The following is an 18,597-nucleotide window of genomic DNA, read 5'->3' on the forward strand; positions in this document are numbered from 1 at the left end:
GAACATTCGATGAATACCGAAGGACTCACTGAAGTTGCCGTAAAAGACGCTCAACCCGTGGTCGAGCAGATTACCGAAACCCCGCCGGAACTCGAGCCTGCGCCACCCGCGCAGGCGGCAGAGCCCGTCGTGGCGGTTCCGGCGATCGCGATTCCCGGTCTGGATGACAGCAGCCTGTACATCCACCGGGAATTGTCGCAACTGCAGTTCAACATCCGCGTGCTGGAACAGGCGCTGGACGAGTCCTACCCGTTGCTGGAGCGGCTGAAGTTCCTGCTGATCTTCTCCAGCAACCTCGACGAATTCTTTGAAATCCGCGTCGCCGGCCTCAAGAAGCAAATCACTTTCGCCCGTGAACAGGCCGGCGCCGATGGCCTGCAACCGCATCAGGCCCTGGCCCGCATCAGCGAGCTGGTGCACGGTCATGTCGACCGCCAGTACGCGATCCTCAACGACATCCTGCTCCCAGAGCTGGAAAAGCATCAGGTGCGCTTCATCCGTCGTCGTCACTGGACGACCAAGATCAAAACCTGGGTGCGTCGCTACTTCCGCGACGAAATCGCGCCGATCATCACCCCGATCGGTCTCGACCCGACGCACCCGTTCCCGTTGCTGGTGAACAAAAGCCTGAACTTCATCGTCGAGCTCGAAGGTATCGATGCCTTCGGTCGCGACTCCGGTCTGGCGATCATCCCGGCGCCGCGTCTGTTGCCGCGGATCATCAAGGTGCCGGAAGAAGTCGGCGGCCCCGGCGACAACTATGTGTTCCTGTCGTCGATGATCCACGCCCACGCCGACGATCTGTTCCAGGGCATGAAGGTCAAGGGCTGCTACCAGTTCCGCCTGACCCGGAACGCCGACCTTGCGCTCGATTCCGAAGACGTCGAAGACCTGGCGCGCGCCCTGCGTGGCGAGCTGTTCTCCCGCCGTTACGGTGATGCCGTGCGTCTGGAAGTCGCCGACACCTGCCCGAAACACCTGTCGGACTACCTGCTCAAGCAGTTCAACCTGAGCGAGACCGAGCTGTATCAGGTCAACGGTCCGGTGAACCTGACGCGTCTGTTCAGCATCACCGGCCTGGACAGCCATCCGGAGCTGCAATACACGCCGTTCACGCCGCAGATCCCGAAACTGCTGCAAAACAGCGAAAACATTTTCAGCGTGATCAGCAAGCAGGACATCCTGCTGCTGCACCCGTTCGAGTCGTTCACCCCGGTGGTCGATCTGCTGCGCCAGGCCGCCAAGGATCCGCACGTTCTGGCCGTGCGCCAGACCCTGTACCGCTCCGGCGCCAACTCGGAAATCGTCGATGCGCTGGTGGACGCCGCGCGTAACGGCAAGGAAGTGACGGCGGTCATCGAGCTGCGTGCGCGCTTCGACGAAGAATCCAACCTGCAACTGGCCAGCCGTCTGCAAGCGGCCGGGGCGGTGGTGATCTACGGCGTGGTCGGCTTCAAGACCCACGCCAAGATGATGCTGATCCTGCGCCGCGAGCAGGGCGAGATCGTGCGTTACGCGCACCTCGGCACTGGTAACTACCACGCCGGCAACGCCCGCCTGTACACCGACTACAGCCTGCTGACTTCCGACGACGCCTTGTGCGAAGACGTCGGCAAACTGTTCAGCCAATTGATCGGCATGGGCAAGACGCTGCGCATGAAGAAGCTGCTGCATGCGCCGTTCACCCTGAAGAAGGGCATGCTCGACATGATTACCCGCGAGACGCAATTTGCGCTCGACGGCAAGCCGGCGCACATCATCGCCAAGTTCAACTCGCTGACCGATCCGAAGATCATCCGCGCGCTGTACAAGGCCAGCCAGTCCGGCGTGCGCATCGATCTGGTGGTGCGCGGCATGTGCTGCCTGCGTCCGGGCATCGCCGGGGTATCGCACAACATTCACGTGCGCTCGATCATCGGTCGCTTCCTTGAACACACCCGAGTGTTCTACTTCCTCAACGGTGGCGAGGAGCAGATGTTCCTGTCCAGCGCCGACTGGATGGAGCGTAACCTCGACAAGCGCGTCGAGACCTGCTTCCCGGTGGAAGGCAAGAAGCTGCTGACCCGGGTCAAGAAAGAGCTGGAGCTGTACCTGACCGACAACACCCACAGCTGGAGCCTGCAATCGGACGGCCGCTACATCCGCAACACGCCAACCGGCAACCAGAACCCGCGCAGTGCCCAGGCGACTCTGCTGGAGCGATTGGGCAGCCCGATTCTGCCGGTCAGCAGCTGACCGCAGGTTTCATAGCCATAAAAAAGGCGATCCATCCGGATCGCCTTTTTTGTGCCTGCCCGTTACTCAATGCACGGTCAGAACAATCCCCACCCGCGTCAGCCATTCGGCCTCAAGCCCGAAATCCGCCTGGGTCAGCTGGTTTTCATCCAGCCAGTTCTCCGGGAATTCCACGTCGAGGTGGTTGCCATTGGCATGCAGCGTCACTTGCGGCATCGCCTGGGTGCCACGGATGTGGTGGAACAGGATGGCGAAACGCAGCAGCACGCACAGGCGGATCAGTTTGTCGCCGTCGTCGCCGAACTCGGCGAACTTGTCCTTGGGGATGTTGCGGCGGTGGCCGCGTACCAGCAGGGCAAGCATTTGCTGATCTTCGCGGGAGAACCCGGCGAGGTCCGAGTGCTCAATGAGGTAAGCGCCGTGCTTGTGGTAGTGATAGTGGGCGATGTCGAGCCCGACTTCGTGGACTTTCGCCGCCCAGCCCAGCAGTTCGCGCCAGATGCCGTCTTCCAGTTCCCAGTCCTCTGCCACTTGATCAAAAGCATGCAGGGCTTTGCGCTCGACGCGCGCGGCCTGTTCCAGGTCGACGTGGTAGCGCTCCATCAGCGAGGTCAGGGTGCGTTCGCGCACGTCTTCGTGGTGATGGCGGCCGAGCAGGTCATACAGCACGCCTTCACGCAGCGCGCCCTCGCAGTGATCCATGCGTTGCAGTTCTAGGGCGTCGAAGATCGCTTCGAGAATCGCCAGGCCCGCCGGGAAGATCGCCCGACGATCCGGCTTGATGCCTTCGAAATCGATCTTGTCGACATCGCCGAGCTTGAACAGGCGGCGCTTGAGCCACGCCAGACCTTCTGCATTCACTTCGCCGGTGCCGTGACCGCCGGCCTTGAGCGCCAGGCCGATGGCGCGGATGGTGCCCGAGGAGCCGATGGCTTCATCCCAGGTCAGGCGATGCAGGGCGTGTTCGATGCTCATGATTTCCAGCCGCGCCGCCGTGTAGGCCTGGGCGTAGCGGGCCGGGGTGATCTTGCCGTCCTTGAAATAGCGCTGGGTGAAGCTCACGCAGCCCATTTGCAGGCTTTCGCGCAGCAGCGGTTCGAAACGCTGGCCGATGATGAATTCGGTACTGCCGCCGCCGATGTCGGCGACCAGGCGTTTGCCCGGGGTGTCGGCGAGGGTGTGGGACACGCCGAGGTAGATCAGGCGGGCCTCTTCACGGCCGGAGATGACTTCCACTGGATGGCCGAGGATTTCTTCGGCACGGCGGATGAATTCGCCACGGTTGCGCGCCTCGCGCAGGGCGTTGGTGCCGACGATCCGCACGGCGCCCAGCGGCATGCCGTTGATCAGTTGGGCAAAGCGCTTGAGGCAGTCGAGGCCGCGCTGCATGGATTCTTCGTTGAGCTGGCGCTCATCGTCGATGCCGGCGGCCAGCTGAACTTTTTCTCCGAGCCGTTCGAGAATACGGATTTCGCCGTTCTGGGCCTTGGCCACGACCATATGGAAGCTGTTGGAGCCCAGGTCGATCGCGGCGATCAGGGACAGATTCTTGGCTTGGGATTGCGGCATGGTCAGGGGGTCTCGGTCGATAACCCCGACATCGTGCCACGATCAAACGCTGCCGCCAACGCGCATGGTTCAAACCCTTGATCCTGCGCATAAAAGCCAGGGACCGTTGCGCACTCAACGACGCTGATCGTTCCCACGCTCTGCGTGGGAATGCCTCAACGGACGCTCTGCGTCCGCTTTTGGGACGCGGAGCGTCCCGCGCTGCGTTCCCACGCAGAGCGTGGGAACGATCGGGTAGCAGGCTGTTTCAGGCAGTCGCTTCCACGGTGCCAATGAAATTCGCCAGTTCCGGCGTCTGCGGATCGGCAAACAGCACTTTCGGATCGCCCACCTCGTGCACCTTGCCCTGATGCATGAACACCAGTTTGTCCCCGACCTCCCGGGCGAAGCGCATTTCGTGGGTGACCATGATCAGCGTCATGCCTTCCTTCGCGAGCTGGCGGACCACGCTGAGCACTTCGTTGACCAGCTCCGGATCCAGCGCCGAGGTGATCTCGTCGCACAGCAGCACCTTCGGCGACATCGCCAGCGCCCGGGCAATCGCCACGCGCTGTTGCTGACCGCCGGAGAGACGCTCAGGGAAGGCATCGAACTTCTCACCCAGACCCACACGTTCCAGCATCCGCCGCGCGAGTTCCTGCGCTTTGGCCTTGGGCACTTTCTGTACCACTTGCGGCGCGAGCATCACGTTTTCGCCCACCGTCAGGTGCGGGAACAGGTTGAACTGTTGGAACACCATCCCGACCTTTTGCCGCAGGCTGCGCAGGTCGGCGCGGGCGGCGTCCAGGTATTCGCCGTCGACTTCGATCACGCCGTCGTTGATCGATTCCAGACCGTTGAGGGTGCGCAGCAGGGTGGACTTGCCCGAGCCGCTGCGGCCGATGATCGCCACCACCTGGCCTTCCTCGACGCTCAGGTCGATGCCTTTGAGCACGTGGTGATCGCCGTAGTATTTATGCAGGGCGGAAATTCTAAGCAGAGGCATGCAGTCTCCTTTCCAGGTAGCGCGCACTGAGGGACAGGGGGTAGCAGAGCAGGAAGTAGCCCAGGGCGACGAGGCCGTAGACCATGAACGGTTCGAAAGTGGCGTTGGCGAGCATGCCGCCGGTCTTGGTCAGTTCGGTGAAGCCGATGATCGAGGTCACCGCGGTCCCCTTGACCACTTGCACCGAGAAACCCACGGTTGGCGCTACGGCGATGCGCAGCGCCTGCGGCAGGATCACGTAGCGCAGTTGCTCCAGCGGATTCAGCGCCAGGCTCGACGAAGCTTCCCACTGACCGTGGGGAATCGCCTCGACGCAGCCGCGCCAGATCTCCGCCAGATAAGCACTGGTGAACAGCGTCAGGGCAATCGCCGCCGCCATCCACGGCGAAATCTCCACCCCGGCCAGCGCCACGCCGAAAAACACCAGAAACAGCTGCATCAACAGCGGTGTGCCCTGAAACAGTTCGATCCAGGTGCGGGCGATGCTGCTGGGCAGCGGGTTCTTCGAGATGCGCATGATCAGGATCAGCAACCCGACGATCCCGCCGCCGATGAACGCCACCAGCGACAGCGCCAGCGTCCATTGCAGGCCGGTGAGCAGGTTGCGCAGGATGTCCCAGAACGTGAAGTCGCTCATTGGCTGCTCCTTGCGCTGCTTTTCGAGAGGTAGCGCCGACCGAGCCAGTTCAGCAACTGCCGGATCAGCAGCGCCATGCACAGATAAATGAGGGTGGTCAGGGCGTAGGTTTCAAAGGCGCGGAAGTTGCGCGACTGAATGAAGTTGGCGGCGAAGCTCAACTCCTCGGTGGCGATCTGCGAACACACCGCCGAACCGAGCATGACGATGATGATCTGGCTGCTCAGCGCCGGCCACACTTTGCCCAGTGCCGGCAGCAGCACCACGTGGCGGAACGCTTCGAAGCGGCTCATCGCCAACGCCGCCGCTGCTTCCAGCTGCCCGCGCGGAATCGCCTGGATGCCGGCGCGGATGATCTCGGTCGAGTACGCACCGAGGTTGATCACCATCGCCAGTACCGCTGCCTGCCACTCGGAAATCTGCACGCCGAGGGACGGCAGGCCGAAGAAGATGAAGAACAGCTGCACCAGGAACGGCGTGTTGCGGATCAACTCCACGTACACGCCGAAGATCGCCGAGAACGGGCGGATGTTCCACGCCCGTACCAGCGCCCCGACGATGCCCACGCCAACCCCGAACAGCGCGCCGATGGCCGTCAGCTCAAGAGTGAACAACGCCCCGCGCAGCAGCAGGTCGGTGTTTTCCACCACCGGCAAGAAATCGAACTGATAGGCCATGAAAGTCTCCCGCGTCGCCGGTCAGAGGTCGGCCGGCAGCGGCTCTTTGAGCCAGGTCTGCGCATTTTTTTCCAGTGCGCCGTCAGCCTTGGCGGTGGTCAGGATCTCGTTGACCTTGCCCAGCAGCGCCGGCTCGTTCTTGTTCACGCCGACGTAGACCGGCGAATCCTTGAGCTTCACTTTCAGCGCCGGTACGCGTTTCGGGTTCTTTTCGCTGATCGCGACCATCACCACGTTGCCGCTGGCGATCAGGTCGACCTGGCCTGCGAGATAGGCGGCGATGGTCGAGTTGTTGTCTTCGAAGCGTTTGATGGTCACGCCTTCGGGAGCGACCTTGGTCAGCTCGATGTCTTCGATGGCGCCACGGGTGACGCTGATGGTCTTGCCCTTGAGGTCGTCGAGGGTGCTGACGGCCGAGTCCGGCGGGCCGAACACAGCGAGATAGAACGGCGCATAGGCGCGGGAGAAATCGATGACCTTCTCGCGCTCGGGGTTCTTGCCGAGGCTGGAAATCACCAGATCGACCTTGCCGGTGGTCAGGAACGGAATGCGGTTGGTGCTGTTGACCGGGGTCAGTTCGAGTTTGACCTTGAGCTGGTCGGCCAGCAGTTTCGCGGTGTCGATATCGAGGCCGCGCGGTTTCATGTCCGGGCCGACCGAGCCGAACGGCGGGAAGTCCTGGGGCACCGCGACTTTCAAGGTGCCGCGCTTGACCACGTCATCCAGACCGTCGGCATGGGCGGGGGCCTGGCTCAGCATCAGACCGGCAAACAGGGCGGCGAGGAGGGCGCTGTAACGCTTCGTCATGGACAATCTCCGGATCGGCGGGAAGTGAATTCTGCGATCGGACAGAGCACGGGCCGTGCCAAAACGCCGATTTCGCTACGCAAAGCCACGGGTTTAGCGGGTTTGTTCGGTCTTACTGGTCTGAACAGTCAGGTCGGGTTTCGCACTGCGATAGCGCATCGGCTTGCGCCGCCGAACCCCGCTGGGGCACGACTTGCCTGATGCCTCGAATAGCATTACAACTGGCCGCACCTTGGCCTGGTCCGTCTGGAAAACCATGAACTCGATCTCCCGCGCCGTACCCGAAGTGGCGCTGCAAGCGATCCGCAAACTGATTACCGAGCAGGGCTTCGGCCCCGGCGATGCGCTGCCTTCGCAACGGGATCTGGCGGTTCAGCTGGGCGTCAGCCGCGCCTCGTTGCGTGAGGCGTTGTCGTCCTTGAGTGCGCTGGGTGTGGTCAGCATCCAGCCGGGTAAAGGTGTGTTCGTGCAGGCGCCTGTGGAATTGCCGCGCGGTGAGGGCGCACCGGCCTGGCCGTTTGCAGCCCAGGCTTCGCCGCTGGAAATCTTTCAGTTGCGATATGCGCTGGAAGGGTTCGCGGCCGGGCTGGCGGCGGTGACGTTGAGCACGTTTGATCTGGATGAACTGGAAGACAACGTCGCGGCCATGCGCGAGCAACTGCGCGCCGGTGACTTCGAGGCAGCGGCGAAACTGGATTTCGAATTCCACCGGCGGATCCTGCTGGCCAGCGGCAATCAGGCGATGCTGAGCATCCTCACCGCCAGCGCCGACATCTTTCTGGAGAGCCAGAAACTACCGTTCATCCGCGCCGAACGGGCCATGGAAACCTGGCAAGAGCATCGCAAGATCCTTCGCGCACTGGCCCGTCGGGCGTCAGCCGCTGCACAGAAAGCCATGCAGGAGCACGTGCGCAACGCGGCCCTGCGCACCGGAATTTCCTTCATCGCCCCCGCCAGCGCGTGACTTGAGCTATACCCAAACTAATCGAGTGCCATAGCAAGACTCAATCATCTGCGGCTTCCTGAACAAGGGAAGGGCGGCTATGATGGGCCACGTTTTTTTGCTTACAACCTGGAGAATTCCATGAGCAGCGATCTGATCAAACACGTTAGCGACGCTAGCTTCGAAGCCGACGTACTCAAGGCCGAAGGCGCTGTCCTGGTCGACTACTGGGCTGAATGGTGCGGCCCTTGCAAAATGATCGCTCCGGTTCTGGACGAGATTGCAGAGACTTACAAAGGCAAGCTGACCGTCGCCAAGCTGAACATCGACGAAAACCAGGAAACCCCTGCCAAGCACGGCGTACGTGGTATTCCGACCCTGATGCTGTTCAAGAGCGGCAACGTGGAAGCGACCAAGGTCGGCGCTCTGTCGAAGTCGCAACTGGCTGCTTTCCTCGACGCCAACCTCTAAGCGTCGCGGTAAGGATTGTCCTGAAAAAGCCCCGCAAATTGCGGGGCTTTTTGCGTATTCAGGGCTAGACGCTCCGAAACTCAGGTGGTACATTCGGCCCCGCACTGGTTTCTCCACTGCCCCCTGCTAGCCGTCGCCGACGCACTCCTTTTCGAATAAGTAAGCGATCCTGTCGCCTTCTCCGCGGCGCGGCCTCATTAAGCCAAAAGCTTAATTTCCCCCCCTCCATAAATGATTACGTCATTCCTATATGAATCTGACTGAACTCAAGCAAAAGCCGATTACCGAACTGCTCGAATTGGCCGAACAGATGGGCATAGAAAATATGGCCCGTTCGCGCAAGCAGGACGTGATTTTCTCCCTGCTGAAAAAGCACGCTAAAAGCGGTGAGGAAATCTCCGGTGATGGCGTGCTGGAGATTCTCCAGGACGGCTTCGGCTTCCTGCGCTCCGCTGACGCTTCCTATCTCGCCGGTCCTGACGACATCTATGTCTCGCCGAGCCAGATCCGCCGTTTCAACTTGCGCACCGGTGACACCATCGTTGGCAAGATCCGTCCTCCGAAGGAAGGCGAGCGTTATTTCGCCCTGCTCAAGGTCGACACGATCAACTTCGATCGTCCTGAGAACGCGAAGAACAAGATTCTCTTCGAGAACCTGACCCCGCTGTTCCCGACCGTGCGCATGAAGATGGAAGCTGGCAACGGTTCCACCGAAGACCTGACCGGTCGTGTGATCGACCTGTGCGCCCCGATCGGCAAAGGCCAGCGCGGTCTGATCGTTGCACCGCCGAAAGCCGGTAAAACGATCATGCTGCAGAACATTGCAGCGAACATCGCCCGTAACAATCCTGAAGTTCACCTGATCGTGCTGTTGATCGACGAGCGTCCGGAAGAAGTGACCGAAATGCAGCGCACCGTGCGCGGCGAAGTGGTTGCCTCGACCTTCGACGAGCCGCCGACCCGTCACGTGCAAGTGGCTGAAATGGTGATCGAGAAGGCCAAGCGCCTGGTCGAACACAAAAAGGACGTGGTGATCCTGCTCGACTCCATTACCCGTCTGGCCCGTGCCTACAACACCGTGATCCCGAGCTCCGGCAAGGTGCTGACCGGTGGTGTCGATGCCCACGCCCTGGAGAAACCGAAGCGTTTCTTCGGCGCCGCGCGCAACATCGAAGAAGGCGGCTCGCTGACCATCATCGCCACTGCGCTGGTTGAAACCGGCTCGAAGATGGATGAAGTGATCTACGAAGAGTTCAAGGGCACCGGCAACATGGAGCTGCCACTGGACCGTCGTATCGCCGAGAAGCGTGTGTTCCCGGCCATCAACATCAACAAGTCCGGTACTCGTCGCGAAGAGCTGTTGACTGCCGACGATGAGCTGCAGCGTATGTGGATCCTGCGCAAACTGCTGCACCCGATGGACGAAGTGGCAGCCATCGAGTTCCTGGTCGACAAGCTGAAGACGACCAAGACCAACGACGAGTTCTTCCTGTCGATGAAGCGCAAGTAATACTCTGTTGTTTGAAAAAAGCGCCCCATGAGGGCGCTTTTTTTTCGCGACGGATTATTTGTATCTGGATTGAAATGCACGTGGCTGATAACTTTCGCGCTTTCCAAGGACTCTGTATCCAGAACGAGAAAGGTCATGCACACGTTTGGCAGTCGCCGTGATATCGACGGATTACGAGCTCTGGCGGTTATTCCCGTCGTACTGTTTCATTTTGGATTCAGTACATTCAGTGGCGGCTTTGTCGGGGTTGACGTTTTTTTCGTCATTTCCGGCTTCCTGATCACAACGATTCTATTCCGCGAAATCAGCGCTCAACGCTTCAGCTTCATTGATTTCTGGGCACGCCGTGCCCGCCGCATCATTCCTGCCCTGAGCGTGGTCATGCTGGTGACGCTGGCACTGGGCTGGTTGCTGCTGACGGCCAAGGACTTCGCCGAACTCGGGCGAACAGTGCGCTATCAGTCGCTGTTCATCTCCAACATTCTGTTCATGCGCGAGGACGGCTATTTCCAGCCAGCCTCGGATCTGAAGCCGCTGCTGCATACCTGGTCGCTGGCGGTGGAGGAGCAGTACTACATCTTCTTTCCGCTGTTGATGGCGGTGCTGATCCGCTATTTCCGCCATTGGCGCTGGATGCTGTTCGCCGTGTTGCTGGTATCGTTCGGCTTGAACATCGCCAACATCGAACACAAGCCGGAATTCACCTTCTTCTCGCTGCCTACCCGGGCCTGGGAGTTGCTCTGCGGTGCGATGCTCGCGGTAATTCCGGCGCCGAAGCAGGCGGTGCGTCCGTGGTTGTATCAGGCCGTGGGGCTGGCCGGTCTGGCGGCAGTGCTGGTCGCGGTGTTCACTTTTGACAAATCCACCGTGTTTCCGGGCTGGGCAGCGTTGTTGCCGGTGCTGGGGACGACGGCGCTGATCTGGTCGGGCGCGCAAGGTGCGAGCCTCACCGGGCGGCTCTTGAGTCTGCGGCCGTTGGTCTGGGTCGGCTTGCTTTCGTATTCGCTCTATCTTTGGCATTGGCCGGTGTTTGTCTACGCCAACGCGATTTCCATCGATGGTATTCAGCCTGTTGAAGCAATCGGCTGGATAGCCTTGGCGCTGGGCCTGGCCTGGCTGAGTCTGCGCTATATCGAGCTGCCGTTTCGCGAAAAACGCTTGCTCGCCTCGCGTAATGCAGTGCTGGCAGGCGGTCTGGCCGCCATCGTTGCACTCGTGGCGACGGGGTCGGCGATCCGTTCCGCCGACGGTGTCCCTCAGCGTCTGACCGGTAAAGCGCTGGAGTATGCACAGTCCCGTGAGTGGCGTGCAGGGCAGATGAAATGCATGCTGGTGACTCAGGATAAAGAGCTGGACAAGGCCTGTCTGGTGGGTGGCAACGAGGATGTTCCGGCCACTCAATTGTTCTGGGGCGACAGCCATGCCGCCGCCTTGCTGCCGGCCATCGAGAATAATGCCCGTCGCGAGGGGCGTCCGGTTTGGCTGTACAGCATGAGCGCGTGCCCGCCGATTCTCAGCGACGACCCGCGTCAGCGCTGCAAGGATTTCAACGAACAGACCATGGAACGTGTGCGCAGCCTCGGCATCAAGGATGTGGTGCTGGCGTCCAACTGGAGCCTTTACGTGTATGGCCGCGAAGACGGCGATAAGAAGGTGCTGCTCAATTCGCAAGACGATACCGTCCAGGCCGAGCAACGCATGGCCGCAGCGCTGAAAGCGCGGGTTGCCGCATTGAGGGCGACGGGGGCGCAAGTCTGGCTGTTCAAGGAGGTGCCGCTGCAACGCAAAGGCGCCATCAACCGCTTGACCAGCCTGGCGCGGATCGGAAGGTCCGCCGAAGGGCTGGGTCGTCCGCTTGAGGAGCATCTGGCGCGCCAGCATTTCCTCAGCCGCCTGTTCGAATCCATGAGCGCCGCTGATCCGGGTGTGCACGTGATCGATCCAACACCGCTGATGTGCAGCAATGGCGTCTGCAGCATCGAGGTCAACGGCCATTCGCAGTACAAGGATGAGGATCATCTTTCGGACGCGGGGAGCTCCCGGCTGAGCCCGCTGTTTGCGCCTCTGCTGCTGGGGACGAGCCACAATTGAGCGAGGCCTGATGCTGACGGGCTGCTGTTTGCCCGTCAGAGCAGGTAGGATGTACGCCTATTTTGAGGGTGCCATCGTCAATGAAATTCAAGGATCTTCGGGATTTCGTGCAGCAGCTTGAGCAGCGCGGAGAGTTGAAACGCATCCAGATTCCCGTCTCGCCGGTGCTGGAAATGACCGAGGTGTGCGACCGCACGCTGCGGGCCAAGGGCCCGGCGCTGCTGTTCGAAAAACCGACCGGCTACGACATTCCGGTGCTCGGCAACCTGTTCGGCACTCCTGAGCGGGTGGCCATGGGCATGGGCGCCGAGTCGGTCAGCGAACTGCGCGAAATCGGCAAGCTGCTGGCGTTCCTCAAGGAACCGGAACCGCCGAAGGGCTTGAAGGACGCGTGGTCGAAGCTGCCGATCTTCCGCAAGATCATCGCGATGGCGCCGAAAGTCATCAAAGACGCACCGTGCCAGGAAGTGGTCATCGAAGGCGACGACGTCGATCTGGCGATGCTGCCGGTGCAGACTTGCTGGCCGGGCGACGTGGCGCCGCTGATCACCTGGGGCCTGACCGTCACCAAAGGCCCGAACAAGGATCGACAGAACCTCGGCATCTACCGTCAGCAAGTGATCGGCCGCAACAAGGTCATCATGCGCTGGCTCAGCCACCGTGGCGGCGCGCTGGATTTCCGTGAGTGGTGCGAGAAGCATCCGGGCCAGCCGTTCCCGGTGTCCGTGGCCCTTGGCGCGGATCCTGCGACCATTCTTGGCGCGGTGACGCCGGTGCCGGACAGCCTCTCCGAATATGCCTTCGCCGGTCTGCTGCGCGACAGCCGCACTGAGTTGGTGAAGTGCCGTGGCAACGACCTGCAAGTGCCGGCGACTGCCGAAATCATCCTCGAAGGTGTGATTCATCCGGGCGAGATGGCCGATGAAGGCCCGTACGGCGACCATACCGGTTACTACAACGAAGTCGACAGCTTCCCGGTGTTCACCGTCGAGCGCATCACCCACCGGATCAAGCCGATCTACCACAGCACCTACACCGGCCGTCCGCCGGATGAGCCGGCGATTCTTGGCGTGGCGTTGAACGAAGTGTTCGTGCCGATCCTGCAGAAGCAATTCCCGGAGATCACCGACTTCTACCTGCCGCCGGAAGGCTGCTCGTACCGCATGGCCGTGGTGACGATGAAGAAGTCGTATCCGGGCCACGCCAAGCGCGTGATGCTGGGTGTCTGGTCGTTTTTGCGACAGTTCATGTACACAAAGTTCGTTATCGTCACCGACGACGATATCAACGCGCGGGACTGGAACGACGTGATCTGGGCCATCACCACGCGCATGGACCCCAAGCGCGACACGGTGATGATCGACAACACGCCGATCGACTACCTCGACTTCGCCTCGCCGGTGTCGGGGCTTGGCTCGAAGATGGGCCTGGACGCCACCCACAAGTGGCCGGGCGAAACCACTCGCGAGTGGGGCCGCGTCATCGTCAAGGATGACGCCGTCACCCAACGGATCGATGCCATCTGGAATCAGTTAGGAATAGATTGATGCGTGTAACCCTGCAGCCCTCCGGAGCGATGCTCGAGATACAGCCCGGAGAGCGGATTCTCGATGGTGCACGGCGCCTGGGCTACGAATGCCCGCAAAGCTGCCGCAATGGTAACTGCCATGTGTGTGCGGCGCTGCTGGTGGAAGGTCGGGTCGAACAGGCCGGCAAGGTGCACGACCACGGCGAGTTCTACACTTGCATAGCGGAGCCGCTGGAAGACTGCATCGTGCTGTGGGATGGCGTGCTCGCGCTGGGAGAACTGCCGGTGCGCAGCGTGTCGTGTCAGGTCATCGAATGCCGGGAAGTCGGTGGCGATACCTTTCGTGTGCGCCTGCGGGCACCGGCCGGCAAGCCGCCGCGCTATCACGCCGGTCAGTATTTGATGATCGAGCGCGAGAACGGCGAGAAATCGGCGTTCTCCATGGCTTCGGCGCCCCACGGCGGGCGTGATCTGGAAATCCATGTGCTGGCGCGCGAATCCAGTGCGCTGAGCCTGATCGATCAGCTCAGGCGCAACCCGATGGTGCGGGTCGAACTGCCGTTCGGCGATACCCACCTGGCGGAACTGCCGGACGGGCCGCTGGTGCTGATCGCCGCTGGTACTGGCATGGGCCAGATCCACAGCCTGATCGAGCATTGCCGGGCCACGGGCTTCAAACACCCGGTGCATCTGTATTGGGGCGTGCGTCGTCCGGAAGATTTTTATGAAATCGAGCATTGGGACGAATGGCTGAAGTTGCCCAATCTTTTCCTGCACAAGGTCGTCAGTGATCAGTGCGGCTGGGAAGGGCGCTGCGGCATGCTGCACGAAGCGGTATGTGAGGATTTCCCTGATCTGAAATCGCTGCACGTCTATGCCAGTGGCTCTCCGGCCATGGTCTACGGCACGCTGGATGCGCTGGTCGAAGCCGGGATGGATGCCCATCAGATGCGTGCGGATGTATTTGCTTACGCACCCCGCTCCTGAGTTCGTTATAACTCTCCATATAGCCGATCGGTATTTATGTAATTACATAAATACCGGTAGGTTATATATCCATCAGGCAATCAATTAAGAACTGTGCCATGGCACTCAAATTGCCTTAAAACATATGTGCCTTATTGTTACAGCGGTGCGTTCTATTAAGTAATTCTTCACCCGCGGGGAGCTGAACGCTATTCGCCATGAGCGCCATTGAAAACGCTTTTCTGAACCTGGCTTACCCTCCGCGGCTCGATCTTGGGCCGCAGCTGACGCACGAACAACTTCTCGCTTCCATGCAATCGACCATGGCACGCCACAAGGGCGGGCCGGTGTGGCTGTTCGCCTACGGTTCGCTGATCTGGCGGCCGGAATGCACAGCCGTCGAGCGGGTGCGCGGGCGCGTGCATGGCTACCATCGTGGCTTGTACCTGTGGTCTCACGAGCATCGCGGCACGCCGGAAATGCCGGGTCTGGTCTTTGGTCTGGATCGTGGCGGTTCGTGCAGCGGCTTCGCCTATCGGTTGCCGGAAGAGAACCTGGACAGCGCGCTGTATGCGTTGTGGAAACGCGAAATGCCGTTCCCGTCCTATCGCCCACACTGGCTCAACTGCCGACTCGAAGATGGCAGCCAGGTTCAGGCCTTGGGATTCGTGTTGGAGCGACACCTGCCCAGCTATGCCGGCAACTTGCCGGATCATGTGCTGAGCCAGGTGTTCGAAAGCGCTTGCGGACGTTACGGCACTACTCGCGATTATGTCGAGCAGACCGCTCACGCCCTGCGCAGCCACGCCATGCCAGACCGGAATCTGGAGGCGCGGCTCAAGCGCTGTAAGTCAAAGGCCGATCAGGCGACTGCTTCGCGGCTCTGACTGGCGACTTGCTTGTGCCACAGGGTCGGGGCCAGGAAGGCCATCGACAGCAGGCACGCGCCCACCAGCAGCACGAAACCACCATCCCAGCCGAAATGGTCCACGGTGTAGCCCATCGCTGCACTGGCCGCGACCGAACCACCCAGATACCCGAACAGACCGGTGAAGCCTGCGGCAGTGCCGGCGGCTTTCTTCGGCGCCAGTTCCAGCGCCTGCAGGCCGATCAGCATGACCGGGCCGTAGATCAGGAAGCCGATTGAGAACAGCGCGATCATGTCGATGGTCGGGTTGCCGGCCGGGTTCAGCCAGTACACCAGCGTCGCGACGGTCACCAGAGCCATGAACACCATGCCGGTCAGGCCACGATTGCCACGGAAGATCTTGTCCGACATCCAGCCGCACAGCAGCGTGCCCGGAATCCCCGCCCATTCGTAGAAGAAATAGGCCCACGAGGTTTTATCCACGGTGAAACCCTTGGCTTCTTTCAGGTAGGTCGGCGCCCAGTCCAGCACGCCGTAACGCAGCAGGTAGACGAAGACGTTGGCCATGGCGATGTACCAGAGCATTTTGTTGCGCAGCACGTATTTGACGAAGATTTCCTTGGCGCTGAATTCGTCTTCGTGGCTGGCGTCGTAGCCTTCCGGGTAGTCGTTCTTGTACTTCTCGATCGGCGGCAGGCCGACCGATTGCGGGGTGTCGCGCATGGTGACGAAAGCGAATACCGCTACTGCCAGGGCGACGGCAGCCGGGACGTAGAACGCTGCGTGCCAGTCGTTGAACAGGCCCATGCCGATCAGGAACAGCGGGCCGATCAGACCGCCACCGACGTTATGCGCCACGTTCCACACCGACACCACGCCGCCACGTTCCTTCTGCGACCACCAGTGCACCATCGTGCGTCCGCTCGGCGGCCAGCCCATGCCCTGGGCCCAACCGTTGATGAACAGCAGGATGAACATCATGGTCACGCTGGAGGTTGCCCAAGGCGCGAAACCGAAAATGAACATCACCCCGGCCGATACCAGCAGGCCGAACGGCAGGAAGTAACGCGGGTTGGAGCGGTCGGACACCAGGCCCATGAGGAACTTGGAAAGGCCGTACGCGATGGCGATGGCCGACATTGCCAGGCCCAGATCGCCACGGCTGTAGCCTTCGTCGATCAGGTACGGCATGGCCAGCGAGAAGTTCTTGCGCAGCAGGTAGTAACCCGCGTAGCCAAAGAAGATGCCGGCGAAGATCTGCCAACGCAGGCGTCGGTAGGTGCTGTCGATTTTTTCTTCAGGCAATGGAGCCTGATGTGCGGCAGGACGAAAGAAAGCAAACATTCAAGAGCTCCAGATTTCTTGTTTTGACTGCGGATGCGAATGTTACAGTTTCGTTACCGAAAATAGCACCGCTTCCCATCGGCAAAACAGTGGTAAATGTTGGAAGTCGCACATTCTTTTACGAACCTGTCGCTCTGCTGTAAGAACAGGGCGTTTTCACTACTTGTGAATGTGGACTGGCTTAGACTCGCGATCCGTCGACCGATTGATCAGCAGAGATGAATGATGGCTTTGAAGGTTCGCATGCTCATGCGCCGATTATTGGCGGCGGCGGTTATCGCTGTTGCGGTGCTGGGATTGATTTACGCCGATCACCCGGCCCAGTCCGGTTTGCGCAATGCCACGGTGCTGATCATCCGCCATGCGGAAAAGCCGACTGAGGGATCGGTGCTCAATGCCCGGGGCGAAGAACGGGCCCGCGCCTATGCCGACTACTTCAATCCATTGAAGCTCGATGGCCAGACGCTGATCCCGGAGCGGCTGATCGCCGCCGGCGACAGTCCCGAGAGCTCGCGCTCACGTTTGACCCTGACGCCGCTGGCCGAGCGTCTGAATCTGTCTATCGAGCAGCCTTATATCAACGGCGAGGTGCATGAACTGGTCAAGCTGTTGCGCAAGAGCAATCAGGCGCCGACGGTGCTGATCGCCTGGCACCACGGGCACATCAACAAACTGCTGAAAGCCTTCGGCGGCGACGCAACAGCGCTGATGGGGCAGCGAAAATGGCCGGATGATGTCTTCGACTGGCTGATCGTTCTGCGCTTCGACGACGAGGGTCGGCTGATTCCGTCTCGCAGCCTGAAGGTTCAGGAGCATCTGTTGCCGGGCGACACTGCACAGTCGCCCGGCAGTTGAGGCGAGCCGCGCCTTCAGCGCACCTGCACCACAACCTTACCCACTGCCTTGCGCTGTCCCAGGTCATTGATCGCCTGCGCCGCCTCGCCCAGCGGATAGACCTGCGACACCAGCGGCTTCAGCTTGCCCTCGGCAAACCAGCCGAACAATTGCTGGAAGTTCGCCGCGTTGTCCTGCGGCTGGCGTTGGGCGAAGGAGCCCCAGAACACGCCGAGTACCGCTGCGCCCTTGAGCAGGGCGAGGTTGACCGGCAGTTCGGGAATGCGTCCGCTGGCGAAACCGACTACCAGCAGGCGGCCGTTCCAGGCGATGGCGCGGATGGCCTGGTCGAACAGGTCGCCACCGACCGGGTCGTAGATCACGTCGGCGCCCTGGCCGTCGGTCAGACGCTTGATCTCGTCCTTGAGGCTGGTTTCGCTGTAGTTGATCAGCTCGTCGGCACCGGCAGCCTTGGCCACGGCAAGTTTTTCCGCGCTGCTGGCGGCGGCAATCACCCGGGCGCCCATGGCTTTGCCGATTTCCACGGCGGCCAGGCCAACACCACCGGAAGCACCAAGCACCAACAGGGTTTCGCCCGGTTGCAGGTTGCCGCGCTGCTTGAGGGCGTGCATCGACGTGCCGTAGGTCATGCTGAACGCGGCGGCGGTGTTGAAATCCATCGAGGGCGGGATCGGCAGCACGTTATAGCCCGGCACTGCGACCTGCTCGGCGAAGCTGCCCCAGCCGGTCAGGGCCATGACCCGGTCGCCGACTTTCAGGTGACTGACCTTTTCACCCACTTCGCTGACCACGCCGGCGGCCTCGCCACCGGGCGAGAACGGGAAGGGCGGCTTGAACTGGTATTTGCCCTCGATGATCAGCGTGTCCGGGAAGTTGACCCCGGCGGCGTGCACGTCCAGCAGGATTTCGTTCTTCTTGGCGACAGGACTGGCGACGTCTTCCAGCATCAGCGATTCGGCAGGGCCGAAGGCTTTGCACAGCACGGCTTTCATCAGGGCTATTCCTTTGGGAGTGATGGCCGATAAGTGTAGGTGTGGCAGTCAACGGGTCAACGAGCATGCCCGGCCCTGATAGTCCGCCATAAGCTTGTGCTTGCGCGGCGGGTCGTTAT

The 18,597-nt window shown here is 61.0% G+C and carries 16 protein-coding genes; 9 read left to right on the forward strand and 7 right to left on the reverse strand.

Features of this window, described 5'->3' with window-relative positions; all coding sequences use genetic code 11:
- The first annotated feature begins 9 nt into the window (after positions 1 to 9).
- Positions 10 to 2,235: a polyphosphate kinase 1 gene (gene ppk1, locus CAF77_RS01740; protein WP_011336493.1), complete on the forward strand. Its 2,226-nt coding sequence runs from the start codon at positions 10 to 12 to the stop codon at positions 2,233 to 2,235.
- 66 nt (positions 2,236 to 2,301) lie between these two features.
- Here ppk1 and ppx read toward each other — a convergent pair whose 3' ends face one another.
- The 5 genes from ppx to CAF77_RS01765 form a co-directional block, all read right to left on the reverse strand.
- Positions 2,302 to 3,804: an exopolyphosphatase gene (gene ppx / locus CAF77_RS01745; protein ID WP_064379928.1), complete on the reverse strand. Its 1,503-nt coding sequence runs from the start codon at positions 3,802 to 3,804 to the stop codon at positions 2,302 to 2,304.
- Positions 3,805 to 4,051: 247 nt separating this feature from the next.
- Complete coding sequence (locus tag CAF77_RS01750) at positions 4,052 to 4,789, reverse strand: amino acid ABC transporter ATP-binding protein (RefSeq protein ID WP_011336491.1); 738 nt, start codon at positions 4,787 to 4,789, stop codon at positions 4,052 to 4,054.
- Complete coding sequence (locus tag CAF77_RS01755; RefSeq protein ID WP_011336490.1) at positions 4,776 to 5,426, reverse strand: amino acid ABC transporter permease; 651 nt, start codon at positions 5,424 to 5,426, stop codon at positions 4,776 to 4,778. Before CAF77_RS01755 ends, CAF77_RS01750 begins: the two co-directional genes overlap by 14 nt.
- Positions 5,423 to 6,103: an amino acid ABC transporter permease gene (locus CAF77_RS01760; protein WP_039765327.1), complete on the reverse strand. Its 681-nt coding sequence runs from the start codon at positions 6,101 to 6,103 to the stop codon at positions 5,423 to 5,425. The genes CAF77_RS01755 and CAF77_RS01760 overlap by 4 nt, the downstream gene beginning before the upstream one ends.
- 21 nt (positions 6,104 to 6,124) lie before the next feature.
- Positions 6,125 to 6,910 (reverse strand): transporter substrate-binding domain-containing protein, encoded by a 786-nt coding sequence (locus CAF77_RS01765; RefSeq protein ID WP_085653951.1) that lies wholly within the window; start codon positions 6,908 to 6,910, stop codon positions 6,125 to 6,127.
- Between the two features lie 256 nt (positions 6,911 to 7,166).
- Between CAF77_RS01765 and CAF77_RS01770 the strand changes: the two genes are divergently transcribed.
- The 7 genes from CAF77_RS01770 to CAF77_RS01800 all read left to right on the forward strand — a co-directional run bounded on the left by CAF77_RS01770 (position 7,167) and on the right by CAF77_RS01800 (position 15,306).
- Positions 7,167 to 7,874: a FadR/GntR family transcriptional regulator gene (locus tag CAF77_RS01770; RefSeq protein ID WP_007951828.1), complete on the forward strand. Its 708-nt coding sequence runs from the start codon at positions 7,167 to 7,169 to the stop codon at positions 7,872 to 7,874.
- 120 nt (positions 7,875 to 7,994) lie between these two features.
- A complete protein-coding gene (trxA, locus tag CAF77_RS01775) occupies positions 7,995 to 8,324 on the forward strand; it encodes a thioredoxin TrxA (protein ID WP_085653952.1) in 330 nt (109 codons plus the stop codon).
- Between the two features lie 250 nt (positions 8,325 to 8,574).
- Positions 8,575 to 9,834 carry a transcription termination factor Rho gene (rho, locus tag CAF77_RS01780; RefSeq protein WP_011336486.1) on the forward strand — a complete coding sequence of 420 codons (1,260 nt, stop codon included), beginning with the start codon at positions 8,575 to 8,577 and terminating at the stop codon, positions 9,832 to 9,834.
- Between the two features lie 135 nt (positions 9,835 to 9,969).
- Positions 9,970 to 11,925, forward strand: a complete 1,956-nt coding sequence (locus CAF77_RS01785) for an acyltransferase family protein (protein ID WP_085653953.1) — start codon at positions 9,970 to 9,972, stop codon at positions 11,923 to 11,925.
- Positions 11,926 to 12,005: 80 nt separating this feature from the next.
- Positions 12,006 to 13,472 carry a 4-hydroxy-3-polyprenylbenzoate decarboxylase gene (gene ubiD, locus CAF77_RS01790; RefSeq protein WP_064379935.1) on the forward strand — a complete coding sequence of 489 codons (1,467 nt, stop codon included), beginning with the start codon at positions 12,006 to 12,008 and terminating at the stop codon, positions 13,470 to 13,472.
- On the forward strand, positions 13,472 to 14,440 hold the full coding sequence (locus CAF77_RS01795) for a CDP-6-deoxy-delta-3,4-glucoseen reductase (RefSeq protein ID WP_085653954.1): 969 nt from the start codon (positions 13,472 to 13,474) through the stop codon (positions 14,438 to 14,440). The genes ubiD and CAF77_RS01795 overlap by 1 nt, the downstream gene beginning before the upstream one ends.
- 197 nt (positions 14,441 to 14,637) lie before the next feature.
- A complete protein-coding gene (locus CAF77_RS01800; RefSeq protein WP_064379938.1) occupies positions 14,638 to 15,306 on the forward strand; it encodes a gamma-glutamylcyclotransferase in 669 nt (222 codons plus the stop codon).
- On the opposite strand, the gene glpT is transcribed toward CAF77_RS01800, so the two are convergent.
- Complete coding sequence (glpT, locus tag CAF77_RS01805) at positions 15,282 to 16,631, reverse strand: glycerol-3-phosphate transporter (protein ID WP_011336481.1); 1,350 nt, start codon at positions 16,629 to 16,631, stop codon at positions 15,282 to 15,284. The genes CAF77_RS01800 and glpT overlap by 25 nt on opposite strands.
- Positions 16,632 to 16,856: 225 nt before the next feature.
- Here glpT and CAF77_RS01810 point away from each other — a divergent pair, with 225 nt between their 5' ends.
- Complete coding sequence (locus CAF77_RS01810; protein WP_085654032.1) at positions 16,857 to 17,486, forward strand: flagellar basal body-associated protein FliL; 630 nt, start codon at positions 16,857 to 16,859, stop codon at positions 17,484 to 17,486.
- 14 nt (positions 17,487 to 17,500) lie between these two features.
- On the opposite strand, the gene CAF77_RS01815 is transcribed toward CAF77_RS01810, so the two are convergent.
- A complete protein-coding gene (locus CAF77_RS01815) occupies positions 17,501 to 18,478 on the reverse strand; it encodes an NADPH:quinone oxidoreductase family protein (RefSeq protein ID WP_085653955.1) in 978 nt (325 codons plus the stop codon).
- Positions 18,479 to 18,597: the final 119 nt, after the last annotated feature.

Origin of the sequence: Pseudomonas sp. R15(2017), assembly GCF_002112685.1 — a bacterium.
Taxonomy (GTDB): Bacteria; Pseudomonadota; Gammaproteobacteria; order Pseudomonadales; family Pseudomonadaceae; genus Aquipseudomonas; species Aquipseudomonas glycinae.